Genomic DNA, 24,298 nt, shown 5'->3' with positions numbered 1-24,298 from the left:
ACTCCCGCTTCGCCCGCCGGCTGGCCCGCGCACTCAGGCTGCCGCGGACGCGCCTGGACTGCGGCGGTCTGTGCCACGGCACGATGACGGGCTGGTTCAACGCGAAGTTCGAGGGCGCGGCGCTGACGGTGGAGTACGCCGCACACCCCTCACGTCGCCGGATGACGATCGAGGCGCCACGCCAGCTGCTCCGGGCACTCGGCGCCCGCCGCGCGTCGCTCGGAGGTTGAGGAAGGCCGAAGGCCTGTCACGAAAACCCCTAGGGACCGCTCAGCGGCCGTGGAAGACCGGCTTCTCCTTCGCCACGAACGCGGCGACGGCGGCGGCGTGGTCCTCGGTGGCACCGGTGCGGTTCATGGCCGCGCCCTCGTTGGCGAGTGAGTCGGCGAAGGAGTGCTGCGAGGAGAAGGCCACCGACTGGCGGATCGATGCGGAACGCGACGGTGGGCCCCGAGGCAAGTCGCGTGGCGAGGGCACCCACGGTCGCTTCGAGCTCGGCGGCGGGGACGACCCTGGTTGGCCGGGCCCAGCGCCTGCGACTCTGTGGCCGAGATCGTGCTCGGGAAGTAGAGCAGCTCGAGCGCCTTGGCCTGCCCGACGAGTCGCGGCAGGTGGTAGCTCGCACCGGTGTCGGCAGCGAGGGCAACGCCGGCGAAGGCGAAGTTGAAGCCTGCGGTGTCGGCCAGCACCCGCATGTCGCAGGCCGGGGCGAGGGAGGCGCCGGCACCGGCCGCGACACCGTTGACGGCCGCGATGACCGGCTTGGGCATGGTCGCGAGTGCGGTCACGATCGGGTTGTAGTGGCGCTCGACCGTCGTGAAGAGCTCGTCGCTCGAACCGCTGCGCAACAGCTCGATGTGCTCCTTGAGGTCCTGTCCGACGCAGAATCCGCGCCCGGTGCCGGTCAGCACGACGCAGCGCACCGATTCGTCGGCCGCGACCTGCTGCACGATGTCGCGCAGCAGCTCCTTGGTGGCGATGTCGAGGCTGTTCATCGCATCGGGGGCGGTTGAGCGTGATCGTGGCGATCGCGTTGTCGACGCTCAGCAGGACGGGCTGTTCGAGGCTCATGCGCGCAGTCTGCCAGTGCCGTCAGGCGGTCTGCAGGGTCCGGGCGACGAACGCGGACGCGGCGGGTCGCAGCCGCTCGCCCTCGACCTGGAAGAACGCGCTGGCCCGGTGTCCGGGCCAGTCGCGGGGGAGCAGGTCGGCGGGCAGGCCGGGGTCGGCGAAGAGGAACTTGCGCCACTCGTGGACCAGCCGGAACCGGGCGGCGTAGGCCGCCTCGTCCGGGTCGTTGTGGCTGTTCAGGTCGCACTCGACGCGGTCGGTGGCCCTGAGCATCCAGTCCGTGTAGGCCGCACCCAGCGTGTCGAGGTCCCGGGCGCGGACGGGTGCGTCGACGGGGTCGAAGCCCTCGGCGACGGCCGTCGTGGCGGTCGCGCCCACCCGCCGCAGCGTCGCCTCGAGCTCGGCGCGTGCGAACGGGCTCACCCACACCCGGTCGGCCAGCTCGGCATAGCCGAGGAAGGACAGGTCGCGCAGCACGGCGGCCCGGATCGAACGATCTGCGTACGGCGCAAGGAACACCAGCTGCCACGAGCCGTCCCACGACCGGGGCTGGCGCTGGTAGATCCGCGCGGCCGCCGCCTCCAGCCTGCTCACCGCCTGCGGGGTGGCGGTGTAGCCGCGCGAGCCCTCGACGTCCGCCGGCGCGAGCCAGCCCCGGGACACCATCCGGGAGATGGCGGTCCGCACGGCCGGGGCCGCGATCCCGAGTGGTGCCAGCAGGCGCACCAGATCGGCCACCGCGGCGGCGTGTCCGTGCGCGACCGGGTGGTCGCCGTACACATCGAAAAGCGCGGAGCGGGCGTGCATGCGAGGAGTGTGCCAGCCGCACTCGGTGCCCTGTGGTCCGTGTCACGCCCGCCATGGGGGATAATGGAGTCGTAGAACGCCGTCGAGGCGGCCCCAGCCGCCTCGATTTCGCATGTGGAGCCAGAGACCGGTGATCCACTCCAGCATAATCAGGAAGAGGTGCGCCGATGGCCGCCATGAAGCCCGGGACGGGCGACGGACCACTCGAGGTGACCAAGGAAGGCCGCGGCATCGTCATGCGCGTGCCGCTCGAAGGCGGTGGTCGCCTCGTGGTCGAGCTCAACAAGGACGAAGCAGGTGCGCTCGGGGATGCGCTCAAGGACGTCGTCGGCTGATCGTGGCCGTCCCGTTGCAGCTCCCCGCCCGAGTCTCCCCACCGGAGTTCGCCCTCAGCCCGGCCCTGCCGCACCAGATCGGCGGCGCCGAGGTGTGGGCGCTGCCCGTGATCCCGGCGGATGCCGAGGGCGACTCGATCGCTCTCGGCCCCGGGGCGGAGGAGGCAGGCGAGTTCTTCGGCCTCGACCTGCTCGGGCTCCTCGAGGCCCAGAAGGCCACCGGCAAGACCGGTGAGGTGATCACGGTCCCCGTCGTCCACGACGACGTGCAGGTCCCTGGTCTTCGTCGGGGTCGGGGACCAGTCGGTGACCGACTACCGCCGCGCCGGCGCGACGCTCGCGCGGGCGACCAAGGACCGCGCCAGCGTGGCCAGCTCGATCACCGCGATCGCGCCCGACGAGGCCCTCGGTGCCTTCGTGGTCGGGGCGATGCTGGGATCGTTCGGTTTCCACTGGCGCTCGACCGGCGCCCGGGGAGGCTCCGGTCGCTCGCATCGTGCTGGCCGGCACGACCGACGAGGACGCCGATGACGAGCTCGCCCGCGCACTCGCTGCCGGTGGCGCCGGCTGGCGCTCGCGGTTTCTCGCGTCAGTGCCCTCCAACCTCAAGACGCCCGCATGGCTCGCAGAGCAGGCTGAGGAGCTCGCCGCCGCCGCGGGCCTGGATGTCACGATCTGGGACGAGAAGAAGCTCGCCGAGGAAGGCTTCGGTGGTGTGCTCGCCGTAGGTGCGGCCTCCGTCTCGCCGCCCCGGCTGATCCGGCTCGACTACTCGCCGGCCGACGCCACGAAGAAGACGCCGACCGTCGTGCTGGTCGGCAAGGGCATCACCTTCGACACCGGTGGCCTCGACATCAAGCCGCCCGCCGGCATGTTGTCGATGAAGCGCGACATGTCCGGTGGCGCCGCCGTGCTCGCGACGATGGCCGCGCTGCGCGACGTGCAGTGCCCGGTCCGGGTGATCGGCCTCGTGCCGGCCGCCGAGAACGCCGTCGGCGGTGCCGCGATGCGGCCCGGTGACGTGATCCGCCACTACGGCGGCCGCACCAGCGAGGTCAACAACACCGATGCCGAGGGCCGTCTGGTCATGGCTGACGCCATGGCCTATGCCGTCGCGGAGCTCAAGCCCGACATCCCGGTCGACGTCGCCACCCTGACGGGCGCCATGAAGGTCGCCCTCGGGCAGGGCACCGGCGGTTACTTCGCCAACAACGAAGCCCCGGCCGACCTGCTCGCCGACGCCTCGGCCACCTCGGGCGAGCTGCTGTGGCGGATGCCGCTCGTGGCCGACTACGAGGAGCGCGTCAGCTCCAAGGTCGCCGACGGCGACAACTCCTCCGGCGGCGCCCGAGGCCATCACCGCGGCCTTGTTCCTCCAGCACTTCACGGGCGACGTCCCGTGGGCGCACATCGACTTCGCCTCCATCGCCGAAGCCCCGGCCGAGCGCTACGAGTGGACGCAGGGGCCGACCGGCTTCGGTCCCCGGGTCCTTCTCGAGTGGCTCGGCTCGGACGACCCCCTCCGAGGGGTCGTGCGATGAAGGGCCTGACCGTGCGGTGGTCGCTCGCGGGTGCCGCCGAGGGCATCGAGGAGTCGCTTGCGGCATACGTCGCGGACACGTCGTTCGCGCTTCACCGGCATGACCGGGCTCCAGTTCAAGACGTGGCGCGTGGTTCCGGTGACTGGTTCGAGGGCTACTACGTGTTCGCCTCTGACGACGCGCGCCGAATTCCGGGGAGACCTTCACCGCCGGCGCCGCCGAGTCACCGGTCTCCGTGCTCGTCGGCTCGGCCCCGGTCCTGATCGAGGCGTGCGACATCGTCGCGATCGCCGAGGGCTGGGAAGGCTTCGCCGCCACCCCTCGCGCCTGATCGCTCTCCCGCAGCGGTGCGTGAGCCACATTTCGAGGCGCTCGAATGTGGGTGTGCCACCGCTACTCCGGGCGAGTCGTTCCGACACGTCGTACGGCGGTGCGTGAGCCACATTTCGAGGCGCTCGAATGTGGGTGTGCCACCGCTACTCCGGGCGAGTCGTTCCGACACGTCGTACGGCGGTGCGTGAGCCACATTTTCGAGGCGCTCGAATGTGGCTGTGCCACCGCTGCCCGAGTGGGAGCGACGCGCTCAGGTCTCGGGCGTCCAGACCTTCTTCGCCACCAGCAGTCCGTCACCGACGGGCAGCAGCACCGGCACGAGCGACTCGTTGTCGGCGATCGTGCGGCCGAGGTCGCGGATCGCGACGGTCTCCTCGTCGCGCTGGGCGGGGTCGGCGACGCGGTCGTGCCACAGCGCGTTGTCGAACGCCACGACCCCACCGGGGCGCAGCAACCGCAGGGCCTCGGCGAGGTAGGCGGCGTACTCACGCTTGTCGCCGTCGCAGAACACCGAGTCGTAGTGACCGTCGGTCAGGCGCGGCAGCACGTCGAGGCCGGCACCGGCGATGGTGCGGGCACGGTTGGCGGGGATGCCGGCGTCGTTGAAGGTCTCCTTGGCGAGGCGCTGGTGCTCGGCCTCGATGTCGACCGTGGTCAGCACGCCGTCCGAGCGCATGCCGCGCAGCAGCCACAGGCCGGAGACACCGGTGCCGGTGCCGATCTCGACCACGGCGCGCGCGTCGAGGACCGATGCCGGGAAGCGCAGCGCGGCGCCGCCGCCGGAGCCGATCGGGGCGACCCCGACCTCCTCGGCACGGGGGCGCGCAGCGGCCGGGATGTCGTCCTCCGCCACGAACTCCTCGGCGTAGGTCCAGCTCGCGGGCTTGATCGGGGTGGTGATGATGATCCTCCCGGGAGACGGGACGCGTACGCACAGCGTGCCCGCGACTCTATCCCTCCCGGTAGGGCGCCGATCCGAGCGACACCGCGGGAACACGGCGGCGGGCCCGACCGTTGTCCACCACGAGTCGCGATCGTTTCCGAGTTCGTGGCGCTTTCACAGGGTCCTCTCAGACCCGGTCCCTAGGTTGAAGAGGTCAGACACTGTTCGGTCAGCAGCTCACACGCCGGGGGGCACCGGTGATGGATTCCAGCGAAGCCACCGTCGGCGTGCCGACGTGGGACGAGGTCGTCGAGAACCACTCCGATCGCGTGTTCCGCCTCGCCTACCGCCTGACCGGCAACAGACCCGACGCCGAGGACCTCACCCGGGAAGTCTTCATCCGGGTCTTCCGCTCGCTCGACTCCTACACGCCCGGCACCTTCGAGGGCTGGCTGCACCGCATCACGACCAACCTCTTCCTCGACGGCGCGCGCCGCAAGCAGCGCATCCCGTTTCGACCCGCTCTCCGACGAGCGCGCCGCCCGACTGCAGAGCGCCGACGTCGCGCCCGAGATGTCGTACGCCGACCAGCGGTTCGACGACGACATCGAGCGCGCCCTCGCGACCCTGCCGCCGGACTTCCGCGCCGCCGTCGTGCTGTGCGACGTGGAGGGCCTGACGTACGAGGAGATCGCGGAGATCCCTCGACGCGAAGCTCGGCACGGTCCGCTCCCGCATCCACCGCGGTCGGGCGATGCTGCGCCGCGCGCTCGCGCACCGAGCCCCCACCGAGGGCCGGGAGCGCTACGCCGGACCCGACCTCGACGTCTCCGGACGGCTGTCGTGATGCACCTCGGGTCGCGGGTCAGCGCCCTGCTCGACGGTCGGCTGCCGGCCGCGGAGGAGGAACGTGCCCGGGCGCACGTCCACGAGTGCAACCCCTGTCGCGACCTCGTCGAGCGCGAGGGCTGGATCAAGACCGGGCTCGCAGGCCTGTCCCTCGCCGACCGGTCGGAGTGCGAGGCACCCGACCGGCTCAAGAACTCGTTGCTCGGCTGCGGATCGGCCCTCACCCCGCCGGCCTTCCCGACCGCGGCCACCACCATCCGGGCGCGACACCGCTCCCCGGTCGCGATCGGTGGCGGTGCCGCTGGCGCTGCCGTGGTCGGCGTGCTCGCCCTCGGCGCCGCCGGGACGCCGCAGCTCGAGCGTCGGGCACCGATCAGCGACCTGACCCGACCGAGCCAGACCTCGACGCCGGTGGTCAACGACCACCCGGCCACCCGGCGCACTCCGAAGCGGCAGCGCCGAGTCACCCCACCGCGTGTCTTCACCCCCGAGGTCGTGGCGGTGCGTGACGCGCTTCGGGTGACAATGGCTCCGTGAGCGACCACTACTCCGGCCCCAACCCGCCCGACTCCGACCCCGAGCAGCTCCCCGGCACCGGTTCCGACGTCGAGCCCACGCAGCCGATCACCGGAGTCGGGTGGACCTCGCCCTCCCAGCCGCACCAGTCGCAGCCGCAGGTCGCCCAGCCGAGCCACCAGCCCGCGCCGTCGCCCATCCCGGCCCAGCACTCGCCGTGGGGCCCGCCCGCCCAGCAGCACGGCCAGCCCGCCTACGGCGCGCCCGCCACCGCGCCCATGGCCCTGCATCGCTCCGACGAGCCGAGGGGTCGAGTCTCCGGCTGGATCTGGCCGGTCGTCGCGGTGCTCTCCTTGATGCTGGGACTGTTCGGCGGATTCCTCGGGGGCGCTGGGCTACGACCGGATCGACGAGAATCCTTCGACGTACGACGACGGGCTGGACGCCGTACAGACGCAGGAGGCCGCACCGCTCGACGCCGACAACGGTTCGGTCCCCGCCGTCGCCCGAGGCGCTGCTGCCGAGCACTGTGCAGATCATCGCGGCCTTCGAGGGGGAGGACGAGGGTGCCACCGGCTCCGGGTTCGTGCTCGACCGCGAAGGTCACATCGTCACCAACAACCACGTCGTGCAGTCGGCGGCAGAGGACAACGGGCCGATCGAGGTCGTCGACTTCGAGGGCGTGCGGCACGACGCGACGGTGGTCGGCCGCAGCCCCGTCTACGACCCGGCCATCTTGAAGATCGCCGAGTCCGGCGACCTCGAGCCGGCCGCACTGGGCGCATCGATTGGCCTGCACGTCGGGGACCCGGTCGTCGCTTTCGGCTCGCCGCTGGGCCTGAGCCAGACAGTGACCTCCGGCATCGTCAGCGCCCTCGACCGTCCCGTCACGACCGGCGACGAGGACAACGTCTCCTCCTACATCAACGCCGTGCAGACGGATGCCGCGATCAACCCGGGCAACTCGGGTGGACCGCTCGTCAACCTCGCCGGCGCGGTCGTCGGGGTCAACTCCGCCATCGCGACCACGGGCGGCGGCGGACTCGGTGGCGGCGGCTCGGGCAACATCGGCGTCGGCTTCATGATCCCGATCGAGCAGGTCCGGACCACGGCCGACCAGATCCTGCGCAACGGCGAGGCGCGCTATCCCGTGATCGGCGCGCAGGTGCGCACCGGCCGTGCGGACTCCGTCGGGGCCCTGATCACCGAGGTCAACAAGGACACTCCCGCCGAGGAGGCCGGCCTGCAGAAGGACGACATCGTGACCGAGGTCGACGGCAAGCCCGTCACCGACGGCATCGCGCTGATCGTGGCCATCCGCACGCACCAGCCGGGCGACACCATTGAGTTCACGGTCCAGCGCGGTGGCTCCGAGCGGGCCTTCGAGATCACCCTCGACGGCGAGGTCGGCTGAGACGACCCCGAGCGGGGCTCAGGCCTCGTCGCGGCCCGCGTCGCTCTCCACGAACGGGTGAGCGCTGACGAAGGTCTTGGTCTCGTCGTACATCCGCTCGATGTACTTCTCCAGCTCTGAGCCCTCGACCCGCCACTGGCCGCGGCCGCCGATCTTGATCGCGGGCAGGTCGCCGCGCCGCACGAGCGCATAGACCTGCGCGCTCGAGGTGTTGAGCACCTCTGCCACGTCGGCCAGCGTGAGGAAACGGGGGAGGCCATGGCGACATGGTGCCACCCGGAGCGACGTGGAGGTACGCCGCCTCGCGAGCCTGTGGACAAACTGCTCCGTCATCGACCGCCTGTGGACAACGACTCGTTTCGAACCGCGATCAGAGGTCATGATGTGGCGGTGTCTCGGACCCACGCTGCCATCGACGTACCCACCGCCACCCGCGCCCAGCCCCCGGGATGGCGCGATCCCCGACTCTGGATCGGGGTCGCCATCGTGGCGGTGTCGATCATCGCCGGGGCCCGGATCCTCGGCGGAGCCGACGACTCGGTGACCGTGTGGGCGGCCGCGCGCGACGTGGCACCGGGTGACACGGTCGGTGAGGACGACCCGGTGTCGACGTCCGTGCGCTTCGGCGACAGCGCCGACCTCGACCGCTACCTGCGGACCTCCGTGCCCCTGCCCGACGACCTGCGCCTCATCCGCGGACTGGGCGCGGGCGAGCTCGTGCCGGCGGCCGCGCTCGGCTCGGGCGAGGCGGCCGAGACCGTGATCGTGTCGCTGGCCTTCCCGCACGAGCTGATCCCCACCAACATCGGCGCCGGCTCGGTCATCGAGCTGCTGGTGATCCCCGACGACAGCGCGGGCGGCGACAAGGACGTGACGAGCGAGCCGACCACCGTGCTCTCCGACGTCGTGGTCATCGACGCCCCGTCGGGGGCCGATTCGCTGGGCAGCGTCAGCCGTGGTCGCCAGCTGGTGCTGGGGATCCCGGAGGCCGATTCCGACGCGCTGACCGAGATCCCGGCGGCCAGCGAGGACCAGCGCGTGCGTGTCCTCGTGCGCGGCTGAGGACGACGACCATGATCTGCGTCCTGATGATGGCCTCCGGCGCCGGCTGGGAGTCAGACGCCTTCGCCCGGTTGAACAGTGCCGGGGGAGTCGTGGTGCTCAAGCGCTGTGTCGACGTCGACGACCTGCTCGCCACCGCGAGCAGCGGACAGGCCGACGTCGCCGTGATCGGCCTCGAGGCACCCGGCCTCGACCCGTCCGCGGTGTCCCACCTGAGGAGGTACGCCGTTCGGCCGGTCGCCGTCGTCGCGTCGGCCGTCGACGACCTCGACGTGCTCAGCCGGGCCGAGCGACTGGGGATCACCGCCCTCGTGTCGACCGGCGACCTCGACTCGCTCGCCGAGGTGGTCTCGACCGTCGAGGACATGGCCGACACCCGGGTGCGCGGGCTCGACGCGGAGGCGCCAGTCGAGGCCGCACCCACCGACGAGAACAAGGTGATCGCCATCTGGGGCCCGGGAGGAGCGCCCGGACGCACCACCGTCGCCGTGTCGGTGGCGGCCGAGATCGCCCGCCGGGACCACAAGACGGTGCTGGTCGACGCCGACCCCTACGGCGGTGGCGTCGCCCAACAGCTGGGCATCCTCGATGAGGTGTCCGGACTGCTCTCGGCGGCTCGTCTGGCTGGAGCCGGGCAGCTCGGCGACCGCTTCCAGTCGACGCTGCGCCTTGTCAGCGGCCGTCTGGGAGTGGTGACCGGCCTGCCCGGGGCCGACCGCTGGATCGAGGTGCGGGCCACCCACCCGGAGTCCGTCGTCGACCGCGCACGCGACCTCGGGCACGTTGTCCCGGACACCGGCTTCAGCCTCGAGGACGACCCGGGAGGCGACTTCGGCGCCCTGCCCGCGCGCAACGCGATGACCCCGGCGGCGCTCGCGGCGGCGGACGAGGTCGTCGTCGTGGGGGCCGCGGATCCGGTCGGCCTGTCACGGCTGGCCCGTGGTCTCGTCGACCTGCGCGAGATCACCGGGGGTGCCCCGGTGCGGGTGGTCGTCAACCGGATGCGCTCGACCCTCGGCTGGTCGGAGCGGGAGATCGCCGGCATGGTCGAAGGGTTCTCGAGGGTCTCCGGCCTGCATTTCCTGCCGGAGGACAGGCCGGCCACCGATCGTGCGCTCGTTGCGGGCAGGTCGCTGCTCGAGGTCGGCGACGGCCAGCTGGTGCGGGCCCCGGCCGGGGTCGTGGACGCAGTCCTTCCCGGGTCATTGGCCGCGGATGAATCCCGTCGTCCGGGCGTGCGCCGACGGATGGTGTCTCGCAGATAGCCCTGACACTGGGCCGAATTCCTGCTATCAAGGTGGTCCCCCCCGGAAACACCCAGTTCTAGGACCACGCTGCCTTGCACCGAAATCTCGCGCGCTACGTCGCGCCTGCTGTTCTCGCCACCTGTCTGTCCCTGCCCGCCCCGGCCGCCTCCGGCGCGGATGCCACTCAGCGCGGTGACACCATCATCGGCAGTGGCAAGCCCGATCGGATCGTGTCGCTCGGCGGCAACGACAAGATCAAGAGCAAGGGCGGCAAGGACACGGTGCTCTCTGGTCCCGGCAATGACAGGGTGGACGCCGGGTCTGGCCGGGACACGGTTCAGTCCGGTCCCGGCAACGACACCGTCGAGGGCGGCACGGGCAACGACACCGTCGCTGGCAGCTCGGGTGACGACACGATCACCGGGAGCCTCGGCAACGACAAGCTGATCGGTGCGGTGGGCCTCGACATGCTGGACGGTGGCGAGGGCAACGACACGATCCGGGGGCCGGGGCAGCGACGATCGGCTGGTCGGCGGCGCCGGCGTGGACACCATCACCGGCGGTGCGGGCAACGACGCCATCGACGCCGGTCCCGACAACGACGTCGTCGACGGGGGCACCGGCAACGACACGGTCCTCGGCGCCGACGGCAACGACGATCTCGACGGCAACGGCGACAACGACACCCTCGACGGTGGGCTCGGCGACGACCACCTCGCCGGCGCCGCGGGCGACGACTCGATCGTCGGTGGCGAGGGCAGCGAGCACATCAACGGTGGCGACGGCAACGACTTTCTCGACGGCGGTCCCGGCGACGACGGCGTGGCTCCCGATGCCGCCGGGACCGCCGAGATCAACGGTGGCCCCGGCAACGACCGGCTCATCGGCGGGGAGGGCAACGACAAGCTGATCGGCCTCGACGGCAACGACGTCCTCGACGGCGGTCCCGGCGACGACTACTCCCTCAGCGGCGGCAACGGCGACGACGTCATCATCGACGGAGACGGCAACGACCACTACATCAAGGGCGACCCCGGCAACGACGTCATCTTCGTCGGCCCGGGGGAGGACAAGATCTACTCCGAGCAGGGCAACGACACGATCTACCTCTTCGACGACGGGGCTCGCGACGAGTTCTACTGCGACGACTACGACGACATCGGCACCGCCGACGAGGGCACCAACGACCGTGTCTTCTACGTCGGGCGGATGGACCAGCTCGACAAGGCGCGCGCCGACAAGGTGACCTGCGAGACCATCGAGGTCATCAGCTACCTGCCCGAGGGCTGGCCCTACGGCCCGGTTCCCGGCGCCGGCGCACCCCGTGTAGCCGCCGGCACCGAGGGAGCCGCGCCCGACCCACGGTTGTTCTGACAAGTCCCGGTTCCCCACACCGCTGGGGGAGCAGGATGTCAGGCAGCGAACAGCAGGTAGAGCCCGCCGACGGTGAAGCTGACCATCGCGAACAGCAATGGCAGCTGACCGGTGAGGTGGTGCCGTGCCGGCAACAGCCGGACGGCCCGGTCGTGGGCGGCGATCACGCCGAGCACGTGGCCCGTGACGACGGCCACCACCTTGAGCCCGGCCGGGAAGTCAGGGTGGTAGGACAGCCAGTAGTTCACCGTCAGGTCGGCGGTGCCGAGCAGGTTGCCGCCCCTGCTGAGCGGGTCGCTGAGCTGGGTGATCGTGGTCTGGCCGTACTCCACGAGGTAGGTGAGGTAGTGGGCCACGATGTAGCCCACGATGATCGGCACGACGGAGTGCGCGAACCGGTCGGGCAGGGTCTTGCGGCGTACGCCCTGCTCGACGCCCGTGGTCATGGTGCCGATCGCGAAGATGACCCCGATGCCGACGCAGAAGGCCAGCAGCCCGAGGTTGTTGAGCAGGTCGGCGCTGATCGTCGTCGACTGGATGAACTTCACCCACGGACTGGAGTCCTTGAAGGAGTCGAAGGCCGTGCTGCCGAAGAGCACCGCCACGACGCCGACGAGCCCGGGCCTGATCGCCGGGCTGTCGAGGTTGGCCGGGGGTGAGCGGATCAGCAGCCGGCCGTCGCGCTCGCCCCAGATCGACAGCTTCGAGGCCGGGGTCGAGTAGACCTCGAACGGGTCGGCGTGCTCGAAGAACTTGTTGCCGAACAGCGCTCCGCCGATGAGCATGATGCCGAGGTAGGCAGCACACCACAGCCGCACCGGCCCGACCTCGGTCGAGCTCGGGTAGACCAGCTCGAGCCAGACGAAGGCGAAGAGCCCGATCGCGGCCGGCCAGTAGCCGAGCCGTGCCGGGTAGGTGTACATGCCCAGCGAGGGGTCGCTGCCGGATGCCTTGGCAAGCAGCAGGTTGATCGTGCGGCTGGGGCTGATCGCCTTCCACACGGGGCCGAACAGCACCGACAGTGGGACGATGCCGACCCAGACCGGGACGTAGAAGACGCCCAAGAACGGGTTGATCAGGGTGTCCCGGCCGGCGACGGCCGCCCAGCCGACGTAGAGCAGGGCGAGCATGCCGAAGGTTCGCCACCACGCCCGCCGGGGAAGCGATGACGTCAGGCGGTCGAGCCACGCGGGCGCGGGGCGACCGCTCGTGGCGGCGTCGTAGCGCGGCTTGCGCCGGGCGATGGCCGGGACCGTGAACGAGACGACCGGGGCCGCCACTGCGCCCGCGATCGCCAGCTCGAGGGGGATCGGCAGGTCCTTGGCGCCCCCGATGCCGTGGGCGAGGATCCGGTCGTCCACCTCAGCGGACTTCGAGCTGGACGATGACCGGAGTCGAGGTTGTGCGACTCGACGTCGACGAGACCGGGCTGGTCGATCGTGAGCGGCAGGTCGGTGGTGCCCGCCTCGTAGGACAGCTCCTGCTCGGGCGTCGAGTGGACGTGGATCTCGCCCGGCGCATCGGCGGTGACCCGCAGGATGATCTCCTCGCCCACCGTGGCGTCGACCCGCTCGCCGCTCGGGCTCACGGTGTCGCCGGACACCGTGATGTCGATGGTCTGGGCCTCGGGCGCCGCCGTCTCGGTCGGGGCCGAGGTCTCGGTGGTCGTCTCGTTGGACGTCTCGCTGGTCGAGGGGCTCGGCACGTCCGTGGGCTCCGCGTCCTCCGCGCATCCGGACAGCACGAGACCGAGGCCGATCGTGAGGGTTGCGGCCAAGGTGGTCAGGCGTCGGGAACGGCGCAAAGTGGTGCAGGGCATCTGGACTACTCCTCGAATGGCTTCGGTTCTCTGCCAGAATCCCATGGGGAGCAACACCGTGGGGGCCGGGGTGCGACAGCATGTGGTGGCCGCCACCGACACGAAGGACACACATGAGCGAGGCGGCTTGGGCCGCGGGACCCGGCTTTCCTCGCCACCGAGTCCCCGCGTACCCCCGATGCACAACGCGACCGTCGAGATCTTCGATCCCGGTGAGTCCGGCTTCGACTACTCCCGCCTCGTGGAGCTCATCGCCGACCGCATCGCGTTCGTGCCGCGCTACCGCCAGCGCCTGCAGGCCGTGCCCGGCCGGTTGGCCACGCCGGTCTGGCTCGACGACCCGGCCTTCGAGCTGAGCTATCACGTCCGTCGCTCGGCTGCTGCTGCGCCCCGGTGATCACGACCAGCTTCGCGAGCTGGTGGCCCGCATCGCGTCGCGCCCGCTCGATCGCTCCCGTCCGTTGTGGGAGGTCTACTTCGTCGAGGGCCTCGCGGGCGGGCGGTTCGCCGTGCTCACCAAGAGCCACCAGATCCCGGTCGACGGCCGCGAGACCGTCGACATCGGCCAGTGCTCCTCGACACCGAGCCCGACCGCCCCGAGCTCGGCCACGACGAGTGGGCCCCGCGTGGCAAGCCCGATGCGCTGTCGCTCGCGCTGGGGGCCGTGACGGACTCCATCGAGCACCCGTCGACCCTGATCAAGACGGTCCGGGCCAACGCCGAGTCCCTGATGCGTAGCGGCGAACGCCGCCCGTCACCGCGCCACCGACGTCGCCGGGGCGCTGGCCGGACGCAAGCCGGTCATGACCTCGCCGATCAACAAGCCGCTCTCCCAGCAGCGCCGCTTCCTCAGCATCCACACGCAGCTCGACGACTACAAGCGCATCCGGCGCGTGCACGGCGGCACCATCAACGACGTCATCCCGGCCACCCTCACCGGCGGCCTGCGTGGCTGGCTGATGACCCGCACGGAGTCGATGGGTGGCATGAAGACGATCAAGGCGATCGTGCCGATGTCGGTGATCGACGACGAGCTCGAACCGACGTCGCTCGGCACCCAGATCGCCGGTCACATGGTCAACCTGCCGATCTCCGAGTCGTCGCCCGTGGTGCGCCTGCACCGAGTCAGCTACAGCTTCCGGGCGCACAAGGAGACCGGGCGAGGCGTGGGCGCCGAGCGGCTGGCCGGCATCTCGGGCTTCGCGCCGACGACCTTCCACGCCCCGGGCTCGCGGGTGGCCGCCGCCGAGCTGCGTCGTGGTTTCCACCTGTCGGTGACCAACGTGCCCGGCCCGCAGTTCCCGCTCTACGCCGGCGGCGCGACGATGGTCGAGACCTATCCCGTGCACCCGCTGCTGCCCGACCATGCCCTCGCGGTCGGGGTCACCTCCTACAACGGCGGCGTCTTCTACGGCATCACCGCCGACCGGGACGCACTGCCCGACGTCGACACCCTCGGCGCGTGCATCCTCGAGTCGCTCGACGAGCTCAAGGAGTCGGCCAGCGAGACGCGCCAGCGCGCACCGCGGGGCCGGAAGAAGACGGGTCCGAAGCTGTGAGGGTCTACCTCCCCCTGACCCTCGACCTGCTGGCCGAGGCGTTCGAGGCCGGGTCGGTCCCCGCCGACGTGGACAAGGTCGTGGCCGAGGACGAGTCCGAGGAGGGGGAGTACGCCGCCCTGATGACGGCCGCCGACGCGTCCGCCTCCCTGCTCGTCGGCCCCGGTCGCCGCGTCGTGCTCGCCTGGCAGACGTGGTGGATGTGGCGGGCGCCGTACCCACGAAGCTGTGGGCGGCCGTGCACGTCGACACCGAGGACGACGCCGACCCCGACGACGACCTCGCCCGGTATGCCACGCAGGAAATTTCGGACGTGCTGGCAGGTCGCTAAGGTCGGTCCATGGATGCGATCACAACTCCTCCGGCTCCCATCAACGAGCCCAACCTGACCTACGCCCCGGGCAGCCCCGAACGGGCTGACCTGAAGGCGGAGCTCGCCCGCCTCGAGAGCAAGCAGCACACCCTGCGCGCCCACATCAACGGCAAGAAGCGCAACGGTGGGGGTGCGGAGATCAAGGTCGTGCAGCCGCACGACCACCAGCACGTGCTCGGCACCTTGAAGAACGCCACGACGAAGGACGCCGAGGCCGCGATCAAGGCCGCGAAGGCCGCGGCGCTGCCGTGGCAGCGGATGCCCTTCGACGAGAAGTGCGCGATCCTGCTCAAGGCCGCGGACCTGCTCGCCGGTCCGTGGCGCCAGCGGATCAACGCCGCGACGATGCTCGGCCAGTCGAAGACCGCCTTCCGGGCGGAGATCGACTCGGCCTGCGAGCTGATCGACTTCTGGCGGTTCAACGTCCACTACGCCAACCAGATCCTGACCGACCAGCCGATCGCCAACAGCCGCGGCATCTGGAACCGCACGGACCACCGCCCGCTCGAGGGCTTCGTCTACGCGATCACGCCGTTCAACTTCACCGCGATCGCCGGCAACCTGCCCACCGCGCCCGCGCTGATGGGCAACACGGTCATCTGGAAGCCGTCCCCGACCCAGCAGCTCGCGGCGTCGCTGACGATGGAGCTGCTCGAGGAGGCCGGCATGCCGCCCGGCGTCATCAACATGCTGCCCGGCGACGGCCTCGACGTCTCCAAGGTCGCGCTGCCGCACCCCGACCTCGCCGGCATCCACTTCACCGGTTCCACGCCGACCTTCCACCGCCTGTGGAAGAGCGTCGGCGAGAACATCGACCGCTACCGCTCCTACCCGCGCATCGTCGGCGAGACCGGCGGCAAGGACTTCATCGTCGCCCACCCGTCAGCCGACCCCGACGTCGTGCGCGTCGCGATGATCCGCGGTGCCTTCGAGTTCCGGGGGCAGAAGTGCAGTGCGGCCTCTCGTGCGTACGTCGCCGGGTCGGTGTGGGACAAGATGAAGGACCAGCTCATCGCCGACACGGAGGGCTCCGGCAATGGGTGACGTCACCGACTTCACCAACTTCATGGGCGCCGTCATCGACGACCGGGCGTTCGCCAAGCACAAGAAGGCGATCGCGCGGGTGCGTGCCAACAAGCACCTCACGCTGCTCGCCGGCGGCCAGACCGACGACTCCGTCGGCTGGTTCGTGCGACCCACGATCATCCAGTCCACGGACCCGACCGACCAGATGTTCTCCGACGAGTACTTCGGCCCGATCCCGGCCGTCCACGTCTACGACGACGACAAGTTCGAGTCGGTCGTGGCGCAGATGGAGTCGTTCGCGCCGTACGCCCTGACCGGCGCGATCATCGCGCAGGACCGCGCCGCGATCGCCCGGGCGCGGCGTGAGCTGCGCTTCGCGGCCGGCAACTTCTACATCAACGACAAGCCGACCGGCGCCGTCGTCGGGCAGCAGCCCTTCGGTGGCGGCCGGGCGTCCGGCACCAACGACAAGGCGGGCGCCGCGGTCAACCTCCTGCGCTGGACCTCGCCGCGCTCGATCAAGGAGACGTTCGTGCCGCCGAAGGACCACCACTACCCCTACATGGACGCCGAGTGACCCCACTCCATCTGGGGTCCTTGCACCCGTTCGAGCAGGCGCTCACGCTGCTGCTGGCGTTCGGGCCGTTCGTGCTGCTTGCCCTCGTGGTCCGGCACCGCCGACGCCGGGACCACGCGGACGGGTGATGCGTCGTTCGTACGCCGCACTGCTGGCCGCCGTCCTCGTGACGGCGGTCGGCTGCACTGCTGACGAGGGTCCCGCTGCCGAGGCACCTGTCGCGGAGTCCTCGTCCCCGTCGCCGACCCCCGCAGTGGGCGACGCCCGGAGTGCGGCGGTGAAGGTGCGGCCCGACTGGGTCAGCCGGGATGCGCCGTGGCTGTGGGAGTACAGCGACGACGTCGTGGTCGTCGGGCCGCGCTCGCTCGTCGCGCTGGACCGCGAGACCGGTGCGGAGGTGTGGCGGCTGCCGCTCGGCGGTCCGGTGTGCGCGGCAACCCCGGTCCCCTCGGAGATCGGGCTCGTGGCCGTCAGCGTGGGTCGGTGCCGGCCCGCGCTGCAGCCCACCCGCAGCGGGGCTCGGTCTCCCGAGCGGAGAGGCGGCCACTGCTCGCCGTACGACCGTCAAGGGCGTCGACCCGGAGAGCGCCTCGGTGGTGTGGGAGCGGCCGTTCGTCGGGGCGCCGCTCCTCGACGTCGGGGGTGAGGTGCTGCTCGCGACCGCCGGGTGCGGGGCCGGGCGGATCGACCTGAGCACCGGGCGGACCATCAGCACGCTCGACGTCGCGTGCTCCGACCGCTTGCTGGTCGGTCACGGCGTCGCTGTGGTCTCGTCGAGCAAGCCGCGGGTGTGGCGCGCCGTCGACGTGGCGTCGGGTTCGACGGTGTCGGAGGTGACGCCACCGGCTTCGCTGTCCGACCCGCGACGGATCCTGACCACCGACCCGCTGACAGTGCTGGCTGGTGTCACCCGGGACAACCACCTCCAGCTCGTCCGGCTGGAGTCGGACGAGCTGCGCGTGCTCGACGATGTGTCGGACGTCGCGGCCGGTGCGTCCTTCTTCGAGACCGACGAGTCGCTCGTGCTCGCGGACCCTGCCCGGCCGGGCGCCACGAGGTTCTCGCTGGAGGACGGTTCGTCCCTCGGCGGATTCCCGGGGGTGGGAGCCGAGCAATGGATCCCGATCGCGCACCTGGGCGACGGGGTGCTCGGCTTCGAGGGTGACGAGGAAGGGCTGAACGCGGGACGCGGCCTGCTCACGCTGCGCTCTCTGCGTGACGGGTCCGTCACCGAGCTCGGTGAGCTCGGTGACGGGGCGCCGCTGGGTGACACCAACTCCGGCTGTCGCGGCACCCAAGGCGGTCGCCATCGACGGCATCCTGCTGATGCCGAGCCACGGCAACGGTGGGGTGCTGGCCTACCGGCTCACGCTGCCTGAGTGAACTCGGGGGTCAGGCGGCAGCGAGCCACCTCACGCCGACCTTGTTCTCCGCGCGGTAGGCCTTGGACAGCAGTCCGGCGATCAGGTCCTCGACCTTGCCGCCGACGAAGGGGATGTTGACCTTCACGGTGAGGTTGACGTCCCGGACGACGTCGGCGCCGACCTGCGAGAGGTCGTAGGTGCCGGTCATGTCGCCGGGCTTGCCGGGGATCGTGACCAGCACGTCGGCGTGCGTGTCACTGGTCCACGTCTCCTCCCTGGACGATCGAGATCTCGTCGCCGACGAACTTGCGGGCGAACGACGGCACCTGGTCGGTGCCGTGGACGACCTCGATCCGCGCGGTGCTGCCGGCGCCGGTCCCGGTGTTGGAGGCGGAGCTGCGCACGGCCTGCTGATAGGTGGCGACCTGCTCGCGGAACGCCGGGTCGGCCAGCATCGCGACGACCTGCTCGAGCGTGGCGCCGGGGTAGGTCAGCTTCTCGGTGATGGTCTTGGACATCAGCGGTCTCCCGCCAGCCACGCGACACCGAGGGCGTGCTCGTTGTTCCAGCCCTCGGTCAGCTTGCTGCCGATGAGGTTCTCGAGCTTGCCGCCGATCAGCGGGATCTTGACCCCGGCCTCCCCGTCGAACGTGTCCGGGGTGCCGTCGCCGTCGACCTTGAGGGTGCGCACGCCGTTGATGCCGCCGGGCAGGGGCGGCATGGTGATCGAGAAGTCGGCCGTGTCGGTGCCGTTCCGGGCCTCGGCCTGCACGACGTTGCTGTTCTCACCCACGACCTTGCGCGCGAACCCCGGCAGGTCGGTGGTGGGCTGCTGCATGTCGAGGCGGACGTCGCCGCCTTCCACCGTGACGTCGACCGAGGTCACGCCCTGTGCCGTGGCGGCCTTCTCACGGAAGACCGGATCGGTGAGCATCGCGTAGACGTCGGCCAGCGGCGCGTCATACCTGACTGAGTGCGTGAGCTTCATGCGGCACATCTTCACGTCAATCACCGGTCTTGACCAGCACGTCGGCCAGCGCGTCCGTCAGGTCTTGGTGAGGATGTAACCGGCCGGTACGCGCCCATGTTGTGTGCGTCACAAGTCGGCCCCTAGTGTCGGGGGCGTGGCGAAGCTCGAGGACGACAAGGCCGAACTGCTGAAGCACGCCGAGGCCGTGGCGCGCGCCTCCAAGGGCACCGGTGGTCCGCCGCACGCGCAGGTCGGCGAGCTGCTGGCCGCCTACTACCGCCACGTCGCGCCGGAGGACCTGCTCGACCGCAGCCCCGATGACGTGTACGGCGCACTCGCCTCCCACTACGCCCTCGCGATGTCGCGCCCACAGGGCACCGCCACGGTCCGTGTGATCACGCCCGGCCCCGTGGACGCGGGCTGGTCCGCTGCCGGGCACTCGGTCGTCGAGGTCGTCACCGACGACATGCCCTTCCTCGTCGACTCCGTGACGATGGAGCTGTCCCGGCACGACCACAACGTGCACGTCGTGATCCACCCGCGCTTCGAGGTCACCCGCGACATCACCGGCGCCCTGCAGGGCGTCAACACCCCGGCCGACGGCGTGGTCGAGGAGTCGGCGCCCGAGGCGATCGAGGAATCGTGGATGCACGTCGAGATCGACCGGGTCGTCGACGAGGGCGAGGTCTCGGAGATCGTCGAGAGCCTCCAGCGCGTGCTCCGCGACGTCCGTGAGTCCGTCGAGGACTGGCCCAAGATGCGTGACCGCGCCCTCACCGTCGTGGCCGACATCGAGGACAACCCGCCGCCGATCGACCCCACCGAGATCACGCAGGGCTGCGATTTCATCCGCTGGCTGGCCGACGACCACTTCACGTTCCTCGGCTATCGCGAGTACCGCCTCGAGTCCGTCGGAGAGGGTGCCGACGAGGAATGGGCGCTGCGCGCCGTACCCGGCACCGGTCTCGGCATCCTGCGCGCCGACCGGGACATGTCCTCCTCCTTCGCCAAGCTGCCCGCGGTGGTCAAGGACAAGGCCCGCGAGAAGACGCTGCTGGTGCTGGCCAAGGCCAACTCCCGCGCCACGGTGCACCGCCCTGGTCTACCTCGACTACGTCGGCGTGAAGACGTTCGGCGACAACGGCGAGGTCGTGGGGAGCGCCGGTTCATCGGCCTCTACTCCAGCGCCGCCTACACCGAGTCGGTCACCCGGATCCCGTTGCTGCGGGAGAAGACGGCCACCGTCATGCGCACGGTCGGCTTCGACCCCGCGCAGCCATGCCGGCAAGGCGCTGATGGACACGCTGGAGAACTACCCGCGCGACGAGTTCTTCCAGACGCCGGCCGACGAGCTGGCGCCGACCGTGCAGTCCGTGATGTTCGCCCGCGAGCGACGCCAGCCGCGGCTGTTCGCGCGCCGCGACACCTATGGCCGCTACGTCTCCGTGCTCGTCTACCTCCCTCGCGACCGCTACAACACCACCGTCCGGGAGCGCTTCGCGGAGATCCTCACCGAGCGCCTCAACGGCGAGAGCGTCGAGTTCACCGCCCGCGTCAACGAGGCCACGACCGCCAGCGTCCACTTCGTCGTCCACCCCGCCAAGGGCGAGACGATCCCCGACGTCGACGTGGTCGACCTCGAGCGGCGCATGGTCGAGGCCGCGCGCTCGTGGCGCGACGACTTCACCAACGCGGTGGTCGCGGAGTACGGCGAGGAGCGGGGCTCGCGCCCGGCGCGAGCCCGGGTCCGACTCCTTCCCGGAGGCCTACAAGGAGGACTTCAACCCGCGCACCGGTGCCGCCGACACGGGTCGGCTCGAGGCCATCGAGGGCGACGAGGGCATTGACCTCGCGCTGTTCGAGCAGGTCGACGCCGGTCGTGGCGAGGCCCGGTTGAAGGTGTTCCGCGTCGGTCCGCCGCTGTCCCTCAGCGAGGTGCTGCCGATGCTCGCCTCGATGGGCGTCGAGGTGGTCGACGAGCGGCCCTACGAGCTCACCGGCCTCGGGCGCCAGTCCTACATCTACGAGTTCGGGCTGCGCTACGGGCGTCAGCTCCCCGACACCGCCCGCACGCTCTTCGCCGACGCGGCCCGCGCCGTCTGGGACGGGTTCAACGAGACCGACGGCTTCAACGCGCTGGTGCTCGGAGCCGGGCTGACCCGGCGACAGGCGACCGTGCTGCGTGCCTACGCGAAATACATGAAGCAGGGCAACTCGCCGTTCGCGCTCGACTACATCGAGGGCGCGTTGGGCAACAACGTCGACATCACCCGGCTGCTCGTCGACCTCTTCGAGGCCCGCTTCGACCCGGGCAAGGGTGACCTGCCCGGCGACGCCGAGGCGCGTACGGCGCGGATCGAGGTCGTCGAGGAGAAGCTCGCGAGCGCCCTCGACGACGTCGTCTCCCTCGACCACGACCGCATCCTGCGGTCCTACCTCACCCACATCCGCAGCACGCTGCGCACCAACTACTTCCAGAAGACCGCCGACGGCGAGCTGCACCAGTACATCTCCTTCAAGCTCGAGCCGTCGGCGATCCCCGACCTGCCCGAGCCGCGGCCGAGCTTCGAGATCTTCGTCTACTCGCCGCGCGTCGAGGGCGTGCACCTGCGCTTCGGCTCCGTCGCGCGTGGTGGCCTGCGCTGGTCCGACCGTCGTGACGACTTCCGCACCGAGGTGCTGGGGCTGGTCAAGGCACAGATGGTCAAGAACACCGTGATCGTGCCCGTGGGTGCGAAGGGCGGGTTCTTCTGCAAGCAGCTGCCCGACATGTCCGACCGCGACGCATGGCTGGCAGAGGGCGTCGCCTGCTACACCACCTTCATCTCCGGGCTGCTCGACATCACCGACAACCCGGTCGAGGGCGAGACCGTTCCGCCCCGGGGCGTCGTGCGCCACGACGGCGACGACAGCTACCTCGTGGTCGCGGCCGACAAGGGCACCGCGACCTTCTCCGACATCGCCAACGGGGTGGCCAAGGCCTACGGCTTCTGGCTCGGCGACGCGTTCGCCTCGGGCGGCTCGGTCGGCTACGACCACAAGGCGATGGGCATCACCGCGCGCGGCGCCCGGGTCTCGGTCCAGCGGCACTTCCGTGAGCGCGGCATCGACTGCCAGACCGAGGAGTTCACCGCCGTCGGCATCGGCGACATGTCCGGCGACGTCTTCGGCAACGGCATGCTCTGCTCCGAGACCACGCGACTGGTGGCGGCCTTCGACCACCGCGACATCTTCATCGACCCCGACCCCCGATGCCTCGGCCTCCTTCGCCGAGCGCAAGCGGCTCTTCGAGCTGCCGCGGTCGTCCCGGCAGGACTACGACAAGAGTCTGATCTCAGCCGGCGGTGGCGTCTGGTCGCGGTCGCTCAAGTCCATCCCGATCTCGGCGCAGGTGCGCAGCGCGCTCGGCCCGGCGGAGGACGTCGTCAAGCTCACGCCCGCCGAGCTGATGCGGGCCGTCCTGCTCGCGCCGGTCGACCTGCTGTGGAACGGTGGCATCGGCACCTACGTGAAGTCCGCCGACGAGGTCAACGCCGATGCCGGCGACAAGGCCAACGACGCGATCCGCGTCAACGGTGAGGAGCTGCGCGCCCAGTGTGTCGGCGAGGGCGGCAACCTCGGGCTCACCCAGCTCGGCCGCATCGAGTATGCCCGTGAGGGTTGTGGCGGTGAGGGCGGCCGCATCAACACCGACTTCATCGACAACTCGGCCGGGGTCGACACCTCCGACCACGAGGTCAACATCAAGATCCTGCTGGACAAGGTGGTCGCCGGTGGCGACATGACCATGAAGCAGCGCAACACCCTGCTCGCCGAGATGACCGACGAGGTCGGCGACCCGGTGCTCCGCGACAACTACGAGCAGAACCTCGCCCCGGCAAACGCCAGCGCGCACGCCGTACCCCTCCTGCACGTCCACGAGGACTGGATGAAGGAGCTCGAGCGGCGCGGCGTCCTCAACCGCGACCTCGAGGCACTGCCGACGTCTCGGCAGGTGCGCCGCCGCCTCGACCGCGGGCAGGGCCTCTCGGTGCCCGAGCTGTCGGTGCTGTTGTCGTGGACCAAGATCGTGCTGGCCGACGAGCTGCTCGAGTCCGACCTGCCCGACGACCCCTACCTCCGCGACGACCTGCTCGCCTACTTCCCCTCGCGGATGCAGGCCGACCACGTGCCGGCGATGGAGGAGCACCCGCTGCGTCGCGAGATCATCGTGACCCGGGTCGTCAACGACACGGTCAACGGCGCCGGCATGACCTTCATCCCGCGGTTGAAGGGGGAGACCGGCGCCAGCGTCGCCGACCTGACCCGGGCCAACTTCGTCGCGCGCGAGATCTTCGGGTCGCTGGCGATGCGCCGAGAGATCGCTTCCTACGACAACCGGGTGCCGGCGGAGCGCCAGACCCGGATGCGGATCGAGATGCGCACCCTCGTCGAGCGGGCGTCGCGCTGGCTGGTCAACAACCGCCGGCCGCCGCTGGACTCCATGGCCACGGTCGAGTTCTTCCGGGGGCGCGTGCAGTCGGTGCTGGCGGTCCTGCCCGAGCTGATGAGCGGCCGGGAGCTCGATGACTTCATCGGTCGCCGCGATCGCCTCACGAAGGCCGGTGTGCCCGAGGAGCTGGCCACGCGCGTCGCCGTACTCGCTCCGGCGTATGCCCTGCTCGGCGTCGTCGAGACGGCGGAGACCCTCGGCCTCGATCCGGTCAACGTCGCCCGCGTGCACTTCGCGCTGGGCGAGCGGCTCGGACTGCCGGCCCCGGTGGAGCGGATCTTCGCTGCCGCGGGAGGACCGTTGGCAGACCATGGCCCGGGCCGCCGTGCGCGACGACCTCTATGCCGTGCACCAGCAGCTCACTGCCGCGGTGCTCTCCTCGACGTCGATCGAGGACGCCGCGCCCGTGCGGGTCGCCGAGTGGGAGGACGACGACGCCGAGCTGATCGGCCGCGCGGCCGCCACGCTCGAGGAGATCTGCCGCGACGAGGCCGCCGACCCGGCCCGGTTGTCGGTGGGACTGCGCGTGGTGCGGGGTCTGCTCTCCTGACGATTCGTCCGCCCTCGACCCAACCTGCCGGGGACCCGCCTACGTCTGTGGGGCATGAGCAACAACGCAGCGACGGTCGATCGGGGACCCAGCGTGACTGACGTCGAGCGGGACTTCCCTGCCTACTTCACCGCCA

At 70.6% G+C, this 24,298-nt stretch carries 27 protein-coding genes and 7 pseudogenes; 25 read left to right on the top strand and 9 right to left on the bottom strand.

Features of this window, described 5'->3' with window-relative positions; all coding sequences use genetic code 11:
* The first annotated feature begins 83 nt into the window (after positions 1–83).
* Complete coding sequence (locus LP418_RS04485) at positions 84–230, top strand: hypothetical protein (RefSeq protein ID WP_257955378.1); 147 nt, start codon at positions 84–86, stop codon at positions 228–230.
* Positions 231–270: 40 nt separating this feature from the next.
* Here the strand turns inward: LP418_RS04485 and LP418_RS04480 are convergent, their stop codons facing one another.
* From LP418_RS04480 to LP418_RS04470, 3 genes are all read right to left on the bottom strand, one after another.
* Positions 271–414, bottom strand: a complete 144-nt coding sequence (locus LP418_RS04480) for a hypothetical protein (RefSeq protein WP_257955377.1) — start codon at positions 412–414, stop codon at positions 271–273.
* Positions 354–995: an enoyl-CoA hydratase/isomerase family protein gene (locus tag LP418_RS04475; protein WP_257955376.1), complete on the bottom strand. Its 642-nt coding sequence runs from the start codon at positions 993–995 to the stop codon at positions 354–356. The genes LP418_RS04480 and LP418_RS04475 overlap by 61 nt, the downstream gene beginning before the upstream one ends.
* Positions 996–1,092: 97 nt before the next feature.
* Entirely contained in the window at positions 1,093–1,878 is a 786-nt protein-coding gene (locus tag LP418_RS04470) for a PaaX family transcriptional regulator (protein WP_257955375.1), read from the bottom strand.
* Positions 1,879–2,045: 167 nt separating this feature from the next.
* Here LP418_RS04470 and LP418_RS04465 point away from each other — a divergent pair, with 167 nt between their 5' ends.
* The 3 genes from LP418_RS04465 (at position 2,046) to LP418_RS32385 (ending at position 4,017) form a co-directional block, all read left to right on the top strand.
* Positions 2,046–2,213, top strand: coding sequence for a DUF3117 domain-containing protein (locus tag LP418_RS04465; RefSeq protein WP_257955374.1), 168 nt, complete (start codon positions 2,046–2,048; stop codon positions 2,211–2,213).
* 306 nt (positions 2,214–2,519) lie between these two features.
* On the top strand, positions 2,520–2,744 hold the full coding sequence (locus LP418_RS04460; RefSeq protein WP_257955373.1) for a hypothetical protein: 225 nt from the start codon (positions 2,520–2,522) through the stop codon (positions 2,742–2,744).
* Positions 2,710–4,017, top strand: coding sequence for a M17 family metallopeptidase (locus LP418_RS32385; RefSeq protein WP_442940111.1), 1,308 nt, complete (start codon positions 2,710–2,712; stop codon positions 4,015–4,017). The genes LP418_RS04460 and LP418_RS32385 overlap by 35 nt, the downstream gene beginning before the upstream one ends.
* Positions 4,018–4,337: 320 nt before the next feature.
* Here LP418_RS32385 and LP418_RS04445 read toward each other — a convergent pair whose 3' ends face one another.
* Positions 4,338–4,940, bottom strand: a complete 603-nt coding sequence (locus tag LP418_RS04445; protein WP_257955372.1) for an O-methyltransferase — start codon at positions 4,938–4,940, stop codon at positions 4,338–4,340.
* 290 nt (positions 4,941–5,230) lie between these two features.
* On the opposite strand from LP418_RS04445, the pseudogene sigE reads away from it, so the two are divergent.
* From sigE to LP418_RS30320, 3 genes and pseudogenes are all read left to right on the top strand, one after another.
* A pseudogene (gene sigE, locus LP418_RS04440) lies at positions 5,231–5,817 on the top strand (RNA polymerase sigma factor SigE).
* Positions 5,817–6,356 carry a zf-HC2 domain-containing protein gene (locus LP418_RS04435; RefSeq protein WP_257955371.1) on the top strand — a complete coding sequence of 180 codons (540 nt, stop codon included), beginning with the start codon at positions 5,817–5,819 and terminating at the stop codon, positions 6,354–6,356. The pseudogene sigE and the gene LP418_RS04435 overlap by 1 nt, the downstream one beginning before the upstream one ends.
* Positions 6,357–6,456: 100 nt before the next feature.
* Positions 6,457–7,749: a S1C family serine protease gene (locus LP418_RS30320; protein ID WP_336275906.1), complete on the top strand. Its 1,293-nt coding sequence runs from the start codon at positions 6,457–6,459 to the stop codon at positions 7,747–7,749.
* Between the two features lie 18 nt (positions 7,750–7,767).
* Here the strand turns inward: LP418_RS30320 and LP418_RS04425 are convergent, their stop codons facing one another.
* Positions 7,768–8,082: a helix-turn-helix domain-containing protein gene (locus tag LP418_RS04425; RefSeq protein WP_442940110.1), complete on the bottom strand. Its 315-nt coding sequence runs from the start codon at positions 8,080–8,082 to the stop codon at positions 7,768–7,770.
* Between the two features lie 57 nt (positions 8,083–8,139).
* On the opposite strand from LP418_RS04425, the gene LP418_RS04420 reads away from it, so the two are divergent.
* The 4 genes and pseudogenes from LP418_RS04420 (at position 8,140) to LP418_RS04410 (ending at position 11,432) form a co-directional block, all read left to right on the top strand.
* Positions 8,140–8,811 carry a hypothetical protein gene (locus tag LP418_RS04420; RefSeq protein WP_257955369.1) on the top strand — a complete coding sequence of 224 codons (672 nt, stop codon included), beginning with the start codon at positions 8,140–8,142 and terminating at the stop codon, positions 8,809–8,811.
* 11 nt (positions 8,812–8,822) lie between these two features.
* Positions 8,823–10,076, top strand: a complete 1,254-nt coding sequence (locus LP418_RS04415; RefSeq protein ID WP_257955368.1) for an AAA family ATPase — start codon at positions 8,823–8,825, stop codon at positions 10,074–10,076.
* Between the two features lie 74 nt (positions 10,077–10,150).
* Positions 10,151–10,546, top strand: a pseudogene (locus LP418_RS32380) (calcium-binding protein); the annotation flags it as partial.
* On the top strand, positions 10,509–11,432 hold the full coding sequence (locus LP418_RS04410; protein WP_336275905.1) for a calcium-binding protein: 924 nt from the start codon (positions 10,509–10,511) through the stop codon (positions 11,430–11,432). The pseudogene LP418_RS32380 and the gene LP418_RS04410, both read left to right, overlap by 38 nt.
* 38 nt (positions 11,433–11,470) lie before the next feature.
* Here the strand turns inward: LP418_RS04410 and LP418_RS04405 are convergent, their stop codons facing one another.
* Entirely contained in the window at positions 11,471–12,793 is a 1,323-nt protein-coding gene (locus tag LP418_RS04405; protein WP_257955366.1) for a hypothetical protein, read from the bottom strand.
* Between the two features lie 636 nt (positions 12,794–13,429).
* On the opposite strand from LP418_RS04405, the gene LP418_RS04400 reads away from it, so the two are divergent.
* The 10 genes and pseudogenes from LP418_RS04400 to LP418_RS04360 all read left to right on the top strand — a co-directional run bounded on the left by LP418_RS04400 (position 13,430) and on the right by LP418_RS04360 (position 18,165).
* The gene (locus tag LP418_RS04400; RefSeq protein WP_257955365.1) at positions 13,430–13,648 is read left to right on the top strand and encodes a wax ester/triacylglycerol synthase domain-containing protein; all 219 of its coding nucleotides are present in this window, start codon (positions 13,430–13,432) and stop codon (positions 13,646–13,648) included.
* A 22-nt stretch (positions 13,649–13,670) separates the two neighbouring features.
* Positions 13,671–14,114 (top strand): annotated as a pseudogene (locus LP418_RS04395) (wax ester/triacylglycerol synthase domain-containing protein); the annotation flags it as partial.
* A gap of 96 nt (positions 14,115–14,210) precedes the next feature.
* Positions 14,211–14,810: a WS/DGAT domain-containing protein gene (locus LP418_RS04390; protein WP_336276018.1), complete on the top strand. Its 600-nt coding sequence runs from the start codon at positions 14,211–14,213 to the stop codon at positions 14,808–14,810.
* Positions 14,714–14,938, top strand: a pseudogene (locus LP418_RS32375) (hypothetical protein); the annotation flags it as partial. The gene LP418_RS04390 and the pseudogene LP418_RS32375, both read left to right, overlap by 97 nt.
* A gap of 68 nt (positions 14,939–15,006) precedes the next feature.
* The gene (locus LP418_RS04385; RefSeq protein ID WP_257955364.1) at positions 15,007–15,141 is read left to right on the top strand and encodes a hypothetical protein; all 135 of its coding nucleotides are present in this window, start codon (positions 15,007–15,009) and stop codon (positions 15,139–15,141) included.
* Positions 15,142–15,150: 9 nt separating this feature from the next.
* Entirely contained in the window at positions 15,151–16,227 is a 1,077-nt protein-coding gene (locus LP418_RS04380) for an aldehyde dehydrogenase family protein (RefSeq protein WP_257955363.1), read from the top strand.
* The gene (locus LP418_RS04375; protein ID WP_257955362.1) at positions 16,220–16,786 is read left to right on the top strand and encodes an aldehyde dehydrogenase family protein; all 567 of its coding nucleotides are present in this window, start codon (positions 16,220–16,222) and stop codon (positions 16,784–16,786) included. Before LP418_RS04380 ends, LP418_RS04375 begins: the two co-directional genes overlap by 8 nt.
* A complete protein-coding gene (locus LP418_RS04370; RefSeq protein ID WP_257955361.1) occupies positions 16,783–16,914 on the top strand; it encodes a hypothetical protein in 132 nt (43 codons plus the stop codon). Before LP418_RS04375 ends, LP418_RS04370 begins: the two co-directional genes overlap by 4 nt.
* Entirely contained in the window at positions 16,911–17,432 is a 522-nt protein-coding gene (locus LP418_RS04365; protein WP_442940109.1) for a hypothetical protein, read from the top strand. Before LP418_RS04370 ends, LP418_RS04365 begins: the two co-directional genes overlap by 4 nt.
* Positions 17,383–18,165, top strand: coding sequence for a hypothetical protein (locus LP418_RS04360; RefSeq protein ID WP_257955360.1), 783 nt, complete (start codon positions 17,383–17,385; stop codon positions 18,163–18,165). Before LP418_RS04365 ends, LP418_RS04360 begins: the two co-directional genes overlap by 50 nt.
* Before the next feature lie 13 nt (positions 18,166–18,178).
* On the opposite strand, the gene LP418_RS04355 is transcribed toward LP418_RS04360, so the two are convergent.
* The 3 genes from LP418_RS04355 to LP418_RS04345 are packed head-to-tail and all read right to left on the bottom strand — an operon-like array spanning position 18,179 to position 19,138.
* Positions 18,179–18,391, bottom strand: a complete 213-nt coding sequence (locus tag LP418_RS04355; protein WP_257955359.1) for a DUF2505 domain-containing protein — start codon at positions 18,389–18,391, stop codon at positions 18,179–18,181.
* Positions 18,392–18,404: 13 nt separating this feature from the next.
* Complete coding sequence (locus tag LP418_RS04350; RefSeq protein WP_257955358.1) at positions 18,405–18,668, bottom strand: DUF2505 domain-containing protein; 264 nt, start codon at positions 18,666–18,668, stop codon at positions 18,405–18,407.
* Positions 18,668–19,138, bottom strand: a complete 471-nt coding sequence (locus LP418_RS04345) for a DUF2505 domain-containing protein (RefSeq protein WP_257955357.1) — start codon at positions 19,136–19,138, stop codon at positions 18,668–18,670. The genes LP418_RS04350 and LP418_RS04345 overlap by 1 nt, the downstream gene beginning before the upstream one ends.
* A gap of 103 nt (positions 19,139–19,241) precedes the next feature.
* On the opposite strand from LP418_RS04345, the pseudogene LP418_RS30315 reads away from it, so the two are divergent.
* The 4 genes and pseudogenes from LP418_RS30315 to LP418_RS04330 all read left to right on the top strand — a co-directional run.
* Positions 19,242–19,769, top strand: a pseudogene (locus LP418_RS30315) (NAD-glutamate dehydrogenase); the annotation flags it as partial.
* A gap of 646 nt (positions 19,770–20,415) precedes the next feature.
* Positions 20,416–20,967 (top strand): hypothetical protein, encoded by a 552-nt coding sequence (locus LP418_RS30310; RefSeq protein WP_336276017.1) that lies wholly within the window; start codon positions 20,416–20,418, stop codon positions 20,965–20,967.
* Positions 20,903–22,312, top strand: a pseudogene (locus tag LP418_RS04335) (NAD-glutamate dehydrogenase domain-containing protein); the annotation flags it as partial. The gene LP418_RS30310 and the pseudogene LP418_RS04335, both read left to right, overlap by 65 nt.
* Positions 22,215–24,162, top strand: a pseudogene (locus tag LP418_RS04330) (NAD-glutamate dehydrogenase domain-containing protein). The pseudogenes LP418_RS04335 and LP418_RS04330, both read left to right, overlap by 98 nt.
* Positions 24,163–24,298: the final 136 nt, after the last annotated feature.

The sequence above is a fragment of the Nocardioides sp. B-3 genome (genome assembly GCF_024703895.1).
Lineage (GTDB): Bacteria > Actinomycetota > Actinomycetes > Propionibacteriales > Nocardioidaceae > Nocardioides.
The sequence above is the reverse complement of the archived record's forward strand: the minus strand, read 5'-3'. Positions and strand labels throughout refer to the sequence as shown.